This window comes from Myxococcus sp. CA056 (genome assembly GCF_013336715.1).
GTDB lineage: Bacteria > Myxococcota > Myxococcia > Myxococcales > Myxococcaceae > Myxococcus > Myxococcus llanfairpwllgwyngyllgogerychwyrndrobwllllantysiliogogogochensis.
Genome location: NZ_JABUMT010000002.1, coordinates 287524 through 301376 on the forward strand (window position 1 = coordinate 287524; position 13853 = coordinate 301376).

14 protein-coding genes are annotated in these 13853 nt (G+C 71.3%); 8 read left to right on the top strand and 6 right to left on the bottom strand.

What is annotated here, in order from left to right; translation table 11 throughout:
• Positions 1-5 precede the first annotated feature (5 nt).
• Positions 6-1079, top strand: a complete 1074-nt coding sequence (locus HUA76_RS08905) for a hypothetical protein (RefSeq protein WP_174460593.1) — start codon at positions 6-8, stop codon at positions 1077-1079.
• A 174-nt stretch (positions 1080-1253) separates the two neighbouring features.
• Complete coding sequence (locus tag HUA76_RS08910; RefSeq protein ID WP_174460594.1) at positions 1254-1994, top strand: SDR family oxidoreductase; 741 nt, start codon at positions 1254-1256, stop codon at positions 1992-1994.
• A gap of 15 nt (positions 1995-2009) precedes the next feature.
• Here the strand turns inward: HUA76_RS08910 and HUA76_RS08915 are convergent, their stop codons facing one another.
• Both HUA76_RS08915 and HUA76_RS08920 read right to left on the bottom strand, forming a co-directional pair.
• Complete coding sequence (locus HUA76_RS08915; RefSeq protein ID WP_174460595.1) at positions 2010-2678, bottom strand: metallophosphoesterase; 669 nt, start codon at positions 2676-2678, stop codon at positions 2010-2012.
• Positions 2679-2745: 67 nt separating this feature from the next.
• Complete coding sequence (locus HUA76_RS08920; protein WP_371745640.1) at positions 2746-3645, bottom strand: transcriptional regulator; 900 nt, start codon at positions 3643-3645, stop codon at positions 2746-2748.
• Positions 3646-3871: 226 nt separating this feature from the next.
• Here HUA76_RS08920 and alr point away from each other — a divergent pair, with 226 nt between their 5' ends.
• Positions 3872-5092, top strand: coding sequence for an alanine racemase (alr, locus tag HUA76_RS08925; protein ID WP_174460596.1), 1221 nt, complete (start codon positions 3872-3874; stop codon positions 5090-5092).
• 6 nt (positions 5093-5098) lie between these two features.
• On the opposite strand, the gene HUA76_RS08930 is transcribed toward alr, so the two are convergent.
• The gene (locus HUA76_RS08930; RefSeq protein ID WP_246137162.1) at positions 5099-6097 is read right to left on the bottom strand and encodes a lysophospholipid acyltransferase family protein; all 999 of its coding nucleotides are present in this window, start codon (positions 6095-6097) and stop codon (positions 5099-5101) included.
• A 92-nt stretch (positions 6098-6189) separates the two neighbouring features.
• On the opposite strand from HUA76_RS08930, the gene HUA76_RS08935 reads away from it, so the two are divergent.
• On the top strand, positions 6190-8946 hold the full coding sequence (locus HUA76_RS08935) for a M1 family metallopeptidase (RefSeq protein ID WP_174460597.1): 2757 nt from the start codon (positions 6190-6192) through the stop codon (positions 8944-8946).
• A 72-nt stretch (positions 8947-9018) separates the two neighbouring features.
• Here HUA76_RS08935 and HUA76_RS08940 read toward each other — a convergent pair whose 3' ends face one another.
• Complete coding sequence (locus HUA76_RS08940) at positions 9019-9774, bottom strand: enoyl-CoA hydratase (RefSeq protein ID WP_141642607.1); 756 nt, start codon at positions 9772-9774, stop codon at positions 9019-9021.
• Positions 9775-9893: 119 nt separating this feature from the next.
• Positions 9894-10790 carry a ribose-phosphate pyrophosphokinase gene (locus HUA76_RS08945; protein ID WP_141642608.1) on the bottom strand — a complete coding sequence of 299 codons (897 nt, stop codon included), beginning with the start codon at positions 10788-10790 and terminating at the stop codon, positions 9894-9896.
• A gap of 139 nt (positions 10791-10929) precedes the next feature.
• Between HUA76_RS08945 and HUA76_RS08950 the strand changes: the two genes are divergently transcribed.
• The 4 genes from HUA76_RS08950 (at position 10930) to orn (ending at position 13435) form a co-directional block, all read left to right on the top strand.
• A complete protein-coding gene (locus HUA76_RS08950) occupies positions 10930-11619 on the top strand; it encodes a phosphoribosyltransferase (protein ID WP_246137163.1) in 690 nt (229 codons plus the stop codon).
• A gap of 71 nt (positions 11620-11690) precedes the next feature.
• Positions 11691-12383 (top strand): dienelactone hydrolase family protein, encoded by a 693-nt coding sequence (locus tag HUA76_RS08955; RefSeq protein WP_174460598.1) that lies wholly within the window; start codon positions 11691-11693, stop codon positions 12381-12383.
• On the top strand, positions 12380-12832 hold the full coding sequence (locus tag HUA76_RS08960; protein WP_174453755.1) for an archease: 453 nt from the start codon (positions 12380-12382) through the stop codon (positions 12830-12832). Before HUA76_RS08955 ends, HUA76_RS08960 begins: the two co-directional genes overlap by 4 nt.
• A 51-nt stretch (positions 12833-12883) precedes the next feature.
• Positions 12884-13435, top strand: a complete 552-nt coding sequence (orn, locus tag HUA76_RS08965; RefSeq protein WP_141642611.1) for an oligoribonuclease — start codon at positions 12884-12886, stop codon at positions 13433-13435.
• A 21-nt stretch (positions 13436-13456) separates the two neighbouring features.
• Here the strand turns inward: orn and HUA76_RS08970 are convergent, their stop codons facing one another.
• Positions 13457-13849, bottom strand: coding sequence for a response regulator (locus HUA76_RS08970; protein ID WP_141642612.1), 393 nt, complete (start codon positions 13847-13849; stop codon positions 13457-13459).
• Positions 13850-13853 lie beyond the last annotated feature (4 nt).

Consider the following 13853-nt stretch of genomic DNA (forward strand, 5'->3'; position numbering starts at 1 on the left):
GAAAGATGGCCTCGATGCTTCGCAATGGGTGTTTGTCGTTGTTGTTGTTCGTGCTCGTCGGCTGCGGCTCACGACACCACGGTCCGACGGTGCATGAGCGCCGTGCCGCCATTCGCGCCGTGCATGCGCAGAAGTACGGTTCGAGTGACGGCTTCCAGTCCACGTCCTGGGGCATGACGCGTGACCAGGTCCGGGCGATGTACCCGGGCACGCAGGAGACCTCGCGCGGAGACCTGGTCCTCACCACGGCACTGGCGGAGCACCCCGCCCAGGTGTTCTTCCTCTTCGCGGACGGGCGCCTGGGCTCCGTCTTCGTGCGCTTCGCGACCCCCTCGGACGTGCGCAATGACCACCAGGAGGTGGTGGAGTTGCTGACCTCCAAGTACGGCCGCGCCGCCAAGCGCGGCTCATCGCGACGCGTGCAGAGGTACCGCGAGTCGCTCGACCTCGCGTGGCTGCTCTCCCAGAGCGCTCCGCCCGTACCCTCGAACTTCCCCGCCGCCACGGAGTCGGGAGCGCAGGTCGCGGGGGCTCCGCCTGATGGTGCACCCATGAACTTCCCCGCACCCACGGAGTCGGGAACGCAGGTCGCGGGAGCTCCGCCCGACGGGGCGCTCGCGAACTTCCCCGCGCCCACGGAGTCTGGAGCGCAGGTCGCGGGAGCTCCGCCCGACGGCGCACCCACGAACTTCCCCGCGCCCACGGAGTCGGGAGCGCGGGTGTCCGAGGGACAGCCTCCGCTGGTCGAGGCGACGACGGCGGGGGACTCGCTGGACGAGGAGGACTCGCGGGACACGGCCGTGGCCTCGGCGCCTGAAGAGAGCGCCGCCTCCGAGTCGGAGGCGCCCGAGTTGTTCGGTCCCATCTCGGAGCCCGAGGTGAGCATCTCCCGCCGTGGCTTCGTGGTCGTCGCCAACTGGAAGGCGTGGGAGACGACCGTCCGCCTCGTGGGCTACCAGTTCTCCCGGGAGCGGCTGCTCACGCTCCACTACGAGAGCCCCGAGTACGCGGAGGCGATTCGCGATGGGCTGGAGCGCCTCCAGAGGCAGCAGCGTCGCTCCAGGGCCCGGGACTTCTAGCCGCCCCCCAGGTGCCCCTCGTCTGGACTGAGAGGGGCACCGCAGGGCCTCCGTCCGGCCCGATTGTTCGCCCTGGTGGAACTGTGATGCCGGTTCCCAGGGCATTATTTCGCGGGGGCGAAGGCCCATTGTTTCTCCCATGCCGGCGACGAAACGCCGGACAGGAGAAACGACATGAATGCACAGACCCCGAAGGTGGCCCTCGTCACCGGCGCTTCCCGAGGTATCGGCGCCGCCGTCGCGAAGCGGCTGGCCCAGGATGGCTTCACCGTCATCGTCAACTACGCGGAGTCCGCCGCGCCCGCGGAGGCGTTGGTCCGCGAGATTGAGCAGGCGGGCGGCAAGGCCCTGGCCGCCCAGGCGGATGTCAGCAAGAGCGCGGACGTGCGGCGCCTGTTCGACGCGGCCCAGACGGCCTTCGGCGGCGTGGATGTGCTCGTCAACAACGCGGGCATCATGAGCCTCTCCACGCTGGCGGACACCGACGACGCCGTGTTCGAGCGGCAAATCGCGGTCAACCTCCAGGGCACCTTCAACACCCTGCGGGAAGCAGCCCGGCGGCTGCGCGACGGCGGGCGCATCATCAACTTCTCCTCCAGCGTGGTGGGCCTGCTGCAGCCGACCTACGGCGTGTACGCGGGCACCAAGGCGGCGGTGGAGGCGATGACGAGCGTGCTGGCCAAGGAGCTGCGCGGACGGAACATCACCGTCAACGCCGTGGCCCCGGGGCCCACCGCCACGGACCTGTTCCTCAAGGGCAAGCCCCAGGACCTCGTCGACCGCATGGCGAAGCTCGCGCCGCTGGAGCGACTGGGCCAGCCCACGGACATCGCCGCCACCGTCGCCTTCCTCGCCGGCCCCGACGCCGGCTGGGTCAACGGGCAGGTGCTGCGCGCCAACGGCGGAATCATCTGAGCGCGGGGCGCGGACTCACGGCGAGCCGTTCACGTCCACGTAGGCGCGGCGGGCTGGCACGGAGACGAGGCGTCCTTCCGGCATCACGTAGGCCGTGAGGCGCCCGCCGTACACGCAGCCCGAGTCCAGGCCCACCGCATGCGAGTGCTGCTGCACGCCGCGCATGGCGTCGTGGCCGAAGATGACCAGCTCCGGGCCCTTCCAGCAGCTGGCCCAGGGCACGCCGCCATCCACGCGCTTCGACGGCGTCCCGTCCGGGGCGATGCTGCGCAGGTTGAGCAGTTCATCCGCGCGCTGCGCTTCCAGCGGGACTCCTGGCACCAGCCCTCCGTGCACCGCGAGGACATTCAGGTCCGGGAAGCGGCGGTACAGCGGCTGGGCCTCCAGGTACGTCCAGTCCTCGGCCGTCAGCGTCTCCAGGACCTGGCGGTGCTCCTTGCCCAGCTTCTTGCCCTCGGGGGCGCGTCCCGTGTGCCAGCGCAGCACGTGCGCGTCGTGGTTGCCTCGCACCGCGAGCAGCCCGCGCTCGCGAGCGCACCGCACCACGCCCGCGGAGTCCGGCCCCTTCGCCACCAGGTCGCCCACCAGCACCACGCGGTCGTCCGGCCGCCAGCCACACGCGGCCAGCAGCGCGTTCAGCTCCTCCGCGCAGCCATGGACGTCTCCGATGAAGAGCGTTCGCATCCCGCCTCTTCTTTAATTCGCTTCGACGTCCCGGGGAACCCTCCCGGGAGGTGCGGGGGCCGCGGCGTCAGTCCGCTTTCGAGCGCAGCAGGCGGCTGAGATTCACGTCGAGCTGGCTGGAGATGAGGCGCAACACGCTGTCGAGCTGGGAGCCGGTGAGGCGCAGCCGCTCGGTGAGCAACCGTCGGGTCTCCTGGAGCAGCGCGTCCTGCGCGGCCACCACCCACCGCGCCGCGGTGGAGCGATGCACGCCGTAGAGCGCGCCGAGCTGGTCGATGCTCAGCCCGTCCAGGTACTTCAGGCGCAGGAAGTTGCGCTGACGGGGCTCCAGGATTCCGAGCGCCGCGGAGAACGAGGTGCTGAACTCCGCGCGGTACGTGTTCTTGAGATAGAGCAGCTCCGGGTCGTCCCCCGGCGCCACGAGCAGCGACAAGTCACCGTCATCCGCCTGGGGATGTCCGCTGCGCTGGCGCTGCCAGTCGAGCGCGAGCCACAGCGCCGCGGCCCGCACCCACCCGCTGAGCGGACCCGTCCCCGGGTAGGCGGCCAGCCGCGCGGGAGAGTCGGCGCTGCCCACGAGCATGCGCTGGCGCAGCAGCTGGCGGACCTCGTCGAGCCCCGTGGGCGGCAGCTTCAGCCGCGCGACGGCCGCGTTCACCTCGGGCAGGAAGCTCGACTCGAAGGCGTTCAGCGCGGAGGGCAGCCGGTCCGCGGCTGCGCGAGCCAGGTACACGTCCGGGAGGTGGAACTTCTCCACGTCCTCGGAGGGCGCCTGCGTGGGGAGCAGCCGCGCCAGATGACTGACGAAGCGCACGCCTTCCAGCTCCACCCCGGGCCAGGCCGCGCGCGCGGTGGACAACGCGCGCGTCAGCCGCTCCTGCAGCAGGGGCAGCGACGGCTCCGGCGCGGAGGAAACACCACGCGCGGCGATGAAGGCCTGGGCCAGGGAAACGTCCGGGGGGGACACGCCGTGGGACGATAGCACCCCCCTCGCGTAATCCGGATTCAACCATTTCCGAAGTGAACTCTTGTTTGCCTGGGTTCGCTGATGGAGGAGGGCTCCGGGACAACAGGTATGACAAGGGGTGGGCCCGGACGGTCCCCCGGTGCGCCTGCTCCATACGCGGGCGCCTGTGTCCCAGGGGCCGCGAAGCCCATGGCCCGTCCATTGCTGGTATGGGGCGGGAGTCGACGTGGTGGAGGTGAACGTGGAGTCAATTGGCGGCGGGCCCGGGGATGCGGCCCATACCTCGTGGTTGGAGCTGAGCGCGGGGGCGCTGCGGCACAACGTGGAGGTGTTCCGGGCGCTGGAGGGGCGGGGAGGGACGTCGCAGTCGCTGGGCGTGGTGCTCAAGGGCAACGCCTATGGGCACGGGCTGGCGCAGGTGCTGCCGCTGGTCCACGGGCTGGTGGACCTCCTGTATTTCATCGCGCCGCAGGACGCGCTGAAGGTGCGTGAGTACGAGCGGGCCCAGGGCCTGCCTCCCCGGCAGGTGGTGGTGCTGGGCGCGGTGGCGCCGCACGAGGCGGTGGTGTTGGCGCGCGAGGGGGTGGAGGTGGTGGTGGCGGACCGTGGCTGGGAAGACGCGGTGCCGGTGCTGCGCGCGGCGAAGCTGGAGCGGCCGCTGCGGGTCCACGTCCACATCGACACGGGCCTGGGGCGCGAGGGCTTCACGCTGGAGCAGCTCCCGCGCGAGACACAGTTCCTGGTCGACGCGCGGGACGTGCTGGAGGTGGTGGGCGGGCTGAGCCACTTCGCCAACACGGAGGACGTGACGGAGCAGGGCTACGCGCTGGCGCAGGTGGACGCGTTCGAGACGGGGCTGCGGCTCTTGTCGGGACAGCTGGGCGAGGGGCGGGTGCTGCAGCGGCACATCGCCGCGAGCGCCGCGGCGCTGGTGTTGCCCCGGGCGCGCTACGAGGCGCAGCGGGTAGGGATTTCGCTGTATGGGCTGTGGCCGTCGGCGGAGACGCGGTTGTCGGCGCGGCTGGTGTTGGGCGAGGTGCCGGTGCTCAAGCCGGTGTTGTCGTGGCGGTGCCGCAGCCAGGTGGTGAAGTGGCTGCCCGCGGACAGCTATGTGGGCTACGGCTGCACCTACCGGACGTCGGAGCCCACGCGCATCGCGGTGCTGCCCGTGGGCTACTACGACGGCTATCCACGGCTGGCCTCGGGCAAGGCGCACGTGCTGGTGAACGGGCGGCGGTGCGCGGTGCTGGGCCGGGTGATGATGAACCACCTCATCGTCGACGTGACGCGCGCCGCGCATGACGAGCGCCCCGTGACGGCGACGTTGCTGGGGCGCGAAGGCGACGAGTCCATCAGCGCCGAGTCGCTCGCCGGCTGGGCGCAGACGCTGCACTACGAGATTGTCGCGCGCCTGGGCGCGCACCTGCGGCGCGTGGTGGTGGAGTAGCGACGCTCAGCGCTTCGCGTCCGTCGCGCTGGGAGGCTGCACCTTCCAGCGGCGGTGCAGCCACATCCACTGGTGCGGGTACTTGCGGATGCAGCGCTCCAGCGCCGCGGTGACGCGCGCGGTGTGCTCCGCAATCGGGTCCTCGCACTCGCCAGGCGCGGGCGGGAGGATGGGCCCTTCCACTTCCAGCCGCAGCCTGGGGCCCAGCTTGCCGTTGCGCACGCCCATCACCACGAACACCGGCGCGCCCGTGCGCTGCGCGGCCACCGCCATGGCGGGCGTCGTGGAGGCGAGCCTCCCGAAGAACGGAACGAACACCGCCGCCTTCGCCGGCAGCGCCTGGTCCAGCAGCATGAAGGGCGACTCGCCGCGCTCCACCGCTTCCGAAAGCTCCTGGATGGCGCCGCGCGGATAGATGAGCCCCGCGGGAAGGCGCACCCGGTTCTCCGCGATGCGCGTGTTGAGCGCGCCCTTCAACGGACGCACCAGCGCAACCAGTGGCACGCCCAGGCGCACCAGCATGTCTCCCAAAAGCTCCCAGTTGCCGAAGTGCGCCGTCACCATCAGCGCGCCCTTGCCCGTGGCCACGCGCGCCTTCAGCGCCTCCCAGGCCTCCGTGCCCTCGACGCCCTGCTCGGCCCAGTCCGACGTCAGCCGGTCTCCCGAGGGCACCGACTCCAGCACCACGCGCGACATGTTGATGTACGCGCCCCGCGCGATGTCCCGTCGCTCCGCGTCGGTCTTCTCCGGCAGCGCGTGCGCCAGGTTGTCCAGCGCGACGCGGCGGCGGATGCCCAGCGTGTACGCCAGGTTGCCCACGAAGCGGGCGATTGCGTCGCGTGACGCGAACGACAGCCACGTGAGGAACGCGAAGACGAAGCGCGTCACGAACTTCACCACCGGGCCCGGAGGCGTGCCGATGACACGGCGCAGATGCTCGGAGGGCACCTTCGCGGCGTTCGCTGGCGGGACTGTCTGGTCGGAAATGGGAGCGGGCGAGGACACGGAGGCACTCCACCCCGAAGTGAAGATTACGGCAAGAACACACTCATGCGCGGCGCTACCCTGGCTGCCCGGCATGGGCCACTATGCGCGCCATGCCCAACCTGCTCCGAGCGGTGGTTCTGTCCACCGTTGCCCTGTTGTGCGCGTGCGGTGCCCGGCAGAACCCTCCGGCCGCCGAGCCCGCAGCGACTGCTCCCGCTTCATCCTCCGCGGCCTCGGCCGCTCCCACGCCGCCCACGCTGCGTCTGCCCAAGGACGTGCGTCCCAATGGCTATGCGGTGGAGCTCACGCTGGACCCGAAGGTCTCCGCCTTCCAGGGCACGGCGAGCATCGGGCTCGACGTGGCCCAGCCCACCTCCATCGTGTGGCTGCACGGAAAGAACCTCACGGTGAAGGAGGCCTCGCTGATGCAGGCGGGCGCCACCATCGACGTGACGCCGCTGAAGAGCGAGAAGGGTGACTTCCTCGGCTTCTCGCTGGCGAAGCCGCTGGCCATCGGCACCGCGAAGCTGCGCGTGGTGTACGAGGGCACCGCCTCCGAGAAGGAGACGGACGGCGCCTTCCGCGTCAACGAGGGCGGCGACTGGTACGTCTACACGCAGTTCGAGCCCATCGACGCGCGGCGCGTGTTCCCGTGCTTCGACGAGCCCGAGTTCAAGGTGCCCTGGCAGCTGACGTTCCATGTGCCCGCGGGCAACGTGGCCGTCACCAACACGCCGCAGCTCGCCGAGGAGGCCCGCCCGGACGGTGGCCGCACCTACCGCTTCGCGCGCACCCAGCCCCTGCCCTCCTACCTCATCGCCTTCGGCGTGGGCCCGTTCGACTTCCTCGCCGCCGCGGACTCCGGCCAGAAGAAGGTGAAGACGCGCATCATCACCCCGAAGGGCCGCGCCGTCGAAGGCACCTACGCCGCCAAGGTGACGCCCGAAATCCTCGCCGCGCTGGAGGACTACTTCGGCATCCCCTACGCGTACGAGAAGCTGGACGTCATCGCGGTGCCGCTGCTCGGTGGCGCCATGGAGCACCCGGGTCTGGTGACGTTCAACTCGCGGATGATGCTGGCGAAGCCGGAAGAGGACTCGCTCAGCCGGCAGCGCGGTTTCTCCGACACGCAGGTGCACGAGCTGGGGCACCAGTGGTTCGGCAACCTCGTCACGCTGGCGTGGTGGGACGACCTGTGGCTCAACGAATCCTTCGCGACCTGGGTGACCCCGCGCATCATCGAGACGTGGCAGCCGTCGTGGGACGCGCCGGTGGAGCGCGTGCAGGACCGCAGCCGCTCGCTGGACTCCGACAGCCTCCTGTCCGCGCGCCGCATCCGTCAGCCCATCGACACGGCCAATGACATCCACAACGCGTTCGACGGCATCACCTACGGCAAGGGCTCCGCGGTCCTCACCATGACGGAGGAGTGGCTGGGGCGTGAGGTGTTCCGCAAGGGCATCCAGCGCTACCTGCGCAAGCACGCGCACGACAACGCCACGGCGAAGGACTTCCTGGACGCGCTGTCCGCCGAGGCGGGCAAGGACGTGACGGGCGTGCTGGGGACGTTCCTGGACCAGGGCGGCGCGCCGCTTGTCACCGCGTCGCTGGAGTGTGGCGCGGGTCAGCCGAAGGTGGTCCTCACCCAGCAGCGCTACCTGCGGCTGGGCTCGCAGGCGCCGGGGCCGCAGACGTGGAAGGTGCCCGTGTGCGTGGAGTACGCGGCGGGCAACAAGGACGCGCGCGCCTGCACGGTGCTGGAGGGAGAGCGCGCCGAGGTCGTCCTGCCGGAGGCGAAGACGTGCCCGGCCTGGGTGTTCCCCAACGCGGAGGGCGCGGGCTTCTTCCGCATGCAGCTGGCGGGGGACGCGGCGACGAAGCTCCTGAAGACGGGCGTGGCGAAGCTGTCGCGCTCGGAGCGCGTGGCGCTGCTGGGGGACGTGAAGGCGCTGGCCCTGTCCGGGGCGCTGCCGGCCTCCGAGGCGCTGGCGCTGGCGGCCCGCATGGCCCAGGACCCGGACCGCGTCATCGTCGAGAGCACGATGGACATGCTGGACCTGTCGAGCGCGCGGCTGTTGCCGGAGGCGCGCCTTCCGGACCGTGCGCGCTTCCTGCGTGAGACGTACGGCCCCCGGGCCCGGCAGTTGGGCTTCGCCTCGCGCAAGGGCGAGAGCGAGGACACGCGCCTGTTGCGTCCGCGCCTGGTGCGGGTGGCGGGCCGCGACGGCGCGGACCCGAAGATTGTCGCGGAGGCTCGGGCGCTCTCGGACAAGTGGCTCACCGACAAGCGCGCGATTGAACCGGAGATGGTGGACGCGGTGCTCGCGGTCGCCGCGGCGCACGGGGACGCGGCCTTCCAGCAGAAGCTCCTCACGGCGGTGCGCTCGGAGAAGGACCGCTCCACGCGTCAGCACCTGCTGGGGGCGCTGAGCGGCTTCAGGGACCCGGTGCTGGTGAAGCAGGGCCTGTCGCTGGTGTTCGACAAGGCGTTGGACCCGCGTGAGACGATGTGGATGGTGTTCGGGGCCACGCAGCACGCGGGCACGCAGGGCGTGGCGCTCGACTTCGTGAAGGAGAACTACGACCGGCTGGTGGGGGACTCGCCCGACGCGCTCCTGCCGAAGGACGCCGCTGGCCGGATGGTCTTCGTGGCCGGCGGCTTCTGCAGTCCGGAGCGGCGGCAGGAGATTTCGGACTTCTTCACGACGCGCAACGCGAACGCGCCGGGCGGGCCTCGCATGCTGGCGCAGATTCTGGAGTCGGTGGACCAGTGCGTCGCGCTGAAGTCGGCGCAGGCGGCCAGCATCGAGTCCTTCCTCACCGGGCGCGGCACGCCTCGTCCGCCGCAGGCTCCGACGACGCGCTGACCCACGTCCGGAGTCCGGAGTTCGAGCCCGGGGCCAGCGCTGGCTCCGGGCTCATGAGGTCCCCGAGGGCGGCTACTTCTTGCTGCCGCGCGACATGAAGGCCATGAAGGCTTCCTGCGCCTCCGTGGAGCCCAGGCGCTCGATGAACTTCGCGCCCTCGCGCGCCAGCGTGGCGTGCGTCTCCTCGCGGCGCGGTCCCCGAATCAGCTCCTTCGTCACGCGCACGGCCTCGGCGGGACGGGAGGCCAGGGTACGGGCGCGCTCGGCGGCCACTTCCTGGAGGCTCTCGGCGGGCACCACCTTGTTGATGATGCCGGCGCGCAGCGCGGTCGCCGCGTCGAAGGGCTCGCCGAACAGCAGCAGCTCGCTGGCCAGCGCGTAGCCGGCCATGCGCGGAATCAGCAGGCTGCTGGCGCCTTCCGCGCACAGACCGAGCTGGACGAAGGGCATGTGGAAGCGCACGCGCTCGCTCGCCACCACGTAGTCACAGTGCAGCAGCATCGTCGTGCCGATGCCCACCGCGGGGCCATCCACGGCCGCCAGCACGGGCTTGGGTGCGTCCACCAGCGCCTTGAGGAAGAGGAACACCGCGCTGTCCTCGCCCGCGGGCGGGTGCTCCATGAAGTCGCCGATGTCATTGCCCGCGGTGAAGACGCTGCCCGCGCCGGTGAGCAGCACCACGCGGACTTCGTCGTCCGTCGCCGCCTGCTTGAGCGCGGCGGTGGCCGCCTCGTACATCGCATGCGTGAAGGCGTTCTTCTTCTCGGGTCGGTTGAAGGTAAGGGTGAGGACCCCCGCTTCCCGCTTCGTCAGCAACGTGTCGGACATGGGGCAAGCCTAGACCGAGTCCATCCCCGGCGCGGGCTCAACTTGCATCCCTCGCCGCGCCCGGCCCGCGAGCGCCGGGCCCTCGTGTGCCCACTTCTCCCACGCATGCTCCCAACTGCTCACGGCCGCAGCGCGCGGGCGACCAGCGGAGCGAGCGTCACCACCCGGTGCCCGAACGGCAGCCCCGAGGGTGGCTCCACGCTGTCGGTGCTCACGAGCTGAGTCACCGGCAGCGCGCTCAGCCGCTCCACCGCCGGGCCCACCAGCAGCGCGTGGGTCGTCACCACCGTCAGGTCATCCGCGCACCCCGCGGCGCGCAGCGTGCCCGCCGCCGCGACCAGTGTGCCGCCCGTGGACACCATGTCGTCCACCAGGATGGGCCGCTTGCCGCGCACCTCGCCCATGAGGCCGCTGGCGTGCACCTCGTCGCCGCTCAGCCGCACCTTGTGAATCACCGCCCACGGACGGCCCAGGAGCCGCGCCAGCGCCTCCGCGCGCTTCACCGCGCCCAGGTCCGGCGCCACCACCACCGAGGTGTCCGTGACGTGGGGCCGCAGCGCCTCCGCCAGCACCGGCAGCGCGGTGAGGTGCTCCAGCGGCGCGCCGAAGCACCCCTCCAGCGCGGGGCTGTGCAGGTCCACCACCAGCACTCGCGCGAAGCGGCCCTGGGACAGCATGTCCGCCACCAGGCGACCGCCCAGGGGCTCGCCCGGCCGTGCGCGTCGGTCCTGCCGCGCGTAACCGAGGTACGGCACCACCGCCTCCAGCCGCGCCGCGCCGGCCCGCCAGCACGCGTCCGCCATCAGCAGCAGCTCCAGCAGGTGCTCTCCCGCCGGAGGCGTCAGCGATTGCACCAGCACCACGGTGCGCCCTCGCACGGCGGCGGGGACCTCCAGGTGCATCTCTCCATCGGGAAACCGCTCGAAGTGACAGTCAGCGGGCGCCACGCCCAGGGCCAGGGCGAGCTCACGTCCCAGGTGGGGACTGGCGGTGCCGATGAGGAGGATGGGGTCCATGGCCCAACCCTAGCGCGCCCGGTGGCCCGGGGGCTCGGCGCTCGCTGCCTCCCCTGGCGACGTGCCTCCGGGAGAGCCGTTGTCCGCCCCTTCGCCGCCAGCGAGCCCGGGCGTGCTTTTCCTAGGGACAAGGAGAGTGATGATGCGCTTTCGCGACAGAGCGGACGCCGGGCGACGGCTGGCAACGATGCTCCTGCCCTACCGGGGCTCGGACGCGCGCGTGCTGGGGGTGGCTCGCGGGGGGCTTCGGGTGGCGTACGAGGTGGCCCGCGCGCTGGAAGTCCCACTGGACGTCTGGGTGTCGAGGCGGCTGAGCATCCCCGGACGGGCGCTGACCCTGGGCGCGGTGTCCGAGGGAGGCGGCCAGTATCTGCTCTCGGATTCGCTGCGGCTGGCGCCCCTGCCCAGGAGCGAGGTGGACTCGCTGGTGAGCGAAGAGGCCAGCGTGGTGGAGGAGCAGGTGCGGCGGCTGCGCGGACGTCCTCCGCCGGAGCTGGGCGGCCGCACGGTGCTGCTGGTGGATGACGGCGTGCTGACGGGCGCCACCGCCGCCGCCGCGCTGAGGGCCCTGCGGCTCCTGCATCCGGCCCGGCTGGTGATGGGCACCCCGGTGGCCTCGCCCCAGGGGCTGGAGGTGCTGCGAAGGGAGGCGGACGCGGTGGCGTGCGTTTCGACGGAGGCGGGGATGCGCTCCGTGGCCGAGGCGTACGACGACTTCCGCGCGTTCCCGGACGTGGAGCTGCAGAACCTGGTCGAGCGCTCGCGCCAGCCGCCATGGCGCTCCCAGGCGGTGCTGGAGTCCACGGACCCGGGTGGGTCCTGGATGTGAGCCGTGCGCCGTGAGTCGTGAAGCCTTGGGCTTGTGACGATGTGAACCCGTGACGCGAGGAGGGCGGCTCCATGTGGCAGGACGACCCGAAGGACCAAGAGGTCCACGAGGTGGCGGTGCGCTCCGGGCGGGTGGAGCTGGGCGGCAGTCTGGGGCTTCCTCCGGGCGCGCGCGGGCTGGTGGTCTTCGCGCACGGCAGCGGCAGCAGTCGCTTCAGCCCCCGCAACCGCGCCGTCGCGCGGAGCCTGCGCGACGCGGGGCTGGCCACGCTGCTGTTCGATTTGCTCGGCGCGGACGAGGAGGCGATGGACGCGGGCACCGGCGAGCTGCGCTTCGACATCCCCTTCCTCGCGCGGCGGCTCATCGCCGTGACGCGGTGGGCGCAGGCCCAGCCGGAGCTGTCCGGGATGGGCCTGGGCTACTTCGGCTCCAGCACCGGCGCCGCCGCGGCGCTGGTGGCGGCCGCGCTGCACCCGGAGCTCGTCCAGTCGGTGGTGTCTCGCGGTGGCAGGCCGGACCTGGCCGGTCCCGCGCTGGCCCGGGTCCGCGCGCCCACGCTGCTCCTGGTGGGCAGCCTGGACGTGGACGTGCTGGAGCTGAACCAGGACGCGTTCGACGAGCTGTCCGCCGCCAAGTCCCTCATCGTCATCCCCGGCGCCACCCACCTGTTCGAGGAGCCCGGCACGCTGGAGGAGGTGGCGCGCCGCGCGGCGGACTGGTTCACGCGCCACCTGGATGCACCTCGACTGGAGGCGCGTGAATGAGCACCGAGTCGTGGACAGGCGAAGAGTCGCCGCCCCCGCGCTGGGAGGTCTTCTCCCGGGGCGGCGAAGTCGCGGTGCGAGGCGAGGGCCGCACGCCCGAGGAGGCCTTCGAGCAGGTCGCGCTCGCGCTGTGCACGCGCGTGACGGACCCGTCCACCGTGGAGGTGCGCGAGGAGGTGGACGTGGTGTGCGACGCCGTCGACCGGGAGGGGCTGCTGATGGACTGGCTGCGCTCCGTCGTCCAGCTCATGGGCTCGCGGCGACTGCGCTTCCGCTGCTTCGCGGTGCGCCTGGATGGGCCGCGCCTGTTCGGCCGTGGCTACGGTGAGCACCTGGACCCGGTGAGGCACCGTCCCTCTCGGGACGTGAGAGGCGTCACCCTGAGCGGACCCACCGTGCGCCGGAGCGCGGACGGTCGGTGGACCGCCGAATGCGAGGTGGAAGTCTGAAGCGGAGTATTGAGGCCCCGCATGGGCGCGGGGGCTGGTATAGGCATCGGAATGCGCTCGCGTGAACCCCGCTTTGTCTGGCTGGACCTGGAGATGACCGGGTTGGACCCCGAGTCGTGCGCCATCATCGAGATTGGCGTCATCATCACCGGGCCGGATTTGCGCCCCATCGCGGAGTTCGAACGCGTCATCTGGCAGCCGGAGGAAGTGCTCCTGCGCATGGAGCCCGTGGTGCGTGAGATGCACACGCGCAACGGCCTGCTCGAGAAGGTGCGCGCCTCCAGCACGTCGCTGCGGGTGGCGGAGCGGGAAGTGACGGCGCTGGTGGCGGAACACTGCCCGCTGGGCGAGGGCGTGCTGGCTGGCAACTCCATCCACACCGACCGCCGCTTCCTGTTCCAGTACATGCCGCTCCTGGAGCGCTACCTGCACTACCGCATGGTGGACGTGACGAGCCTCAAGGTCCTCGTGCGCGCGTGGTACCCGAACCTGGTGGAGCCGCGAAAGCCGCCCAGCGGTCACACCGCGCTCGCGGACCTGCGCTCCAGCATCAACGAGCTGCAGTACTACCGCGACATCCTGTTCCGCGCGACGCCGGGCTGAGCGACGCCGGGACGGCGTGCCTCAGCCCGCCGTCCCTGGAGTGCCGGGCGTGGGCCCGTCGGGCCCGCCGAGCAGCTCGGTGATGGTCTCCAGCAGCAGGTCGAGCTCGAAGGGCTTGGCCAGGAAGCGGGCGCTGGAGCGGCGCTCCTCCTCGGAGATGCGGCCCGCGCTCATCACCACCACGGGAATGGTGCGCAGCGAGGCGTCGTCGCGCATGCGACGGAGCATCTCCCGGCCGTCCATCACCGGCATCATCAAGTCCAGCAGCACCAGGTCCGGACGCACCTCCGCCATCCGCTGCAGGCCCTCCGCGCCGTTGAAGGCGGTGAGGATGCCGTAGCCCTCCACGGAGAGGATGTCCTGGAGTGCCTCGACGATGGCCAGCTCGTCATCCACGATGAGCAGCCGCTTCATCGAC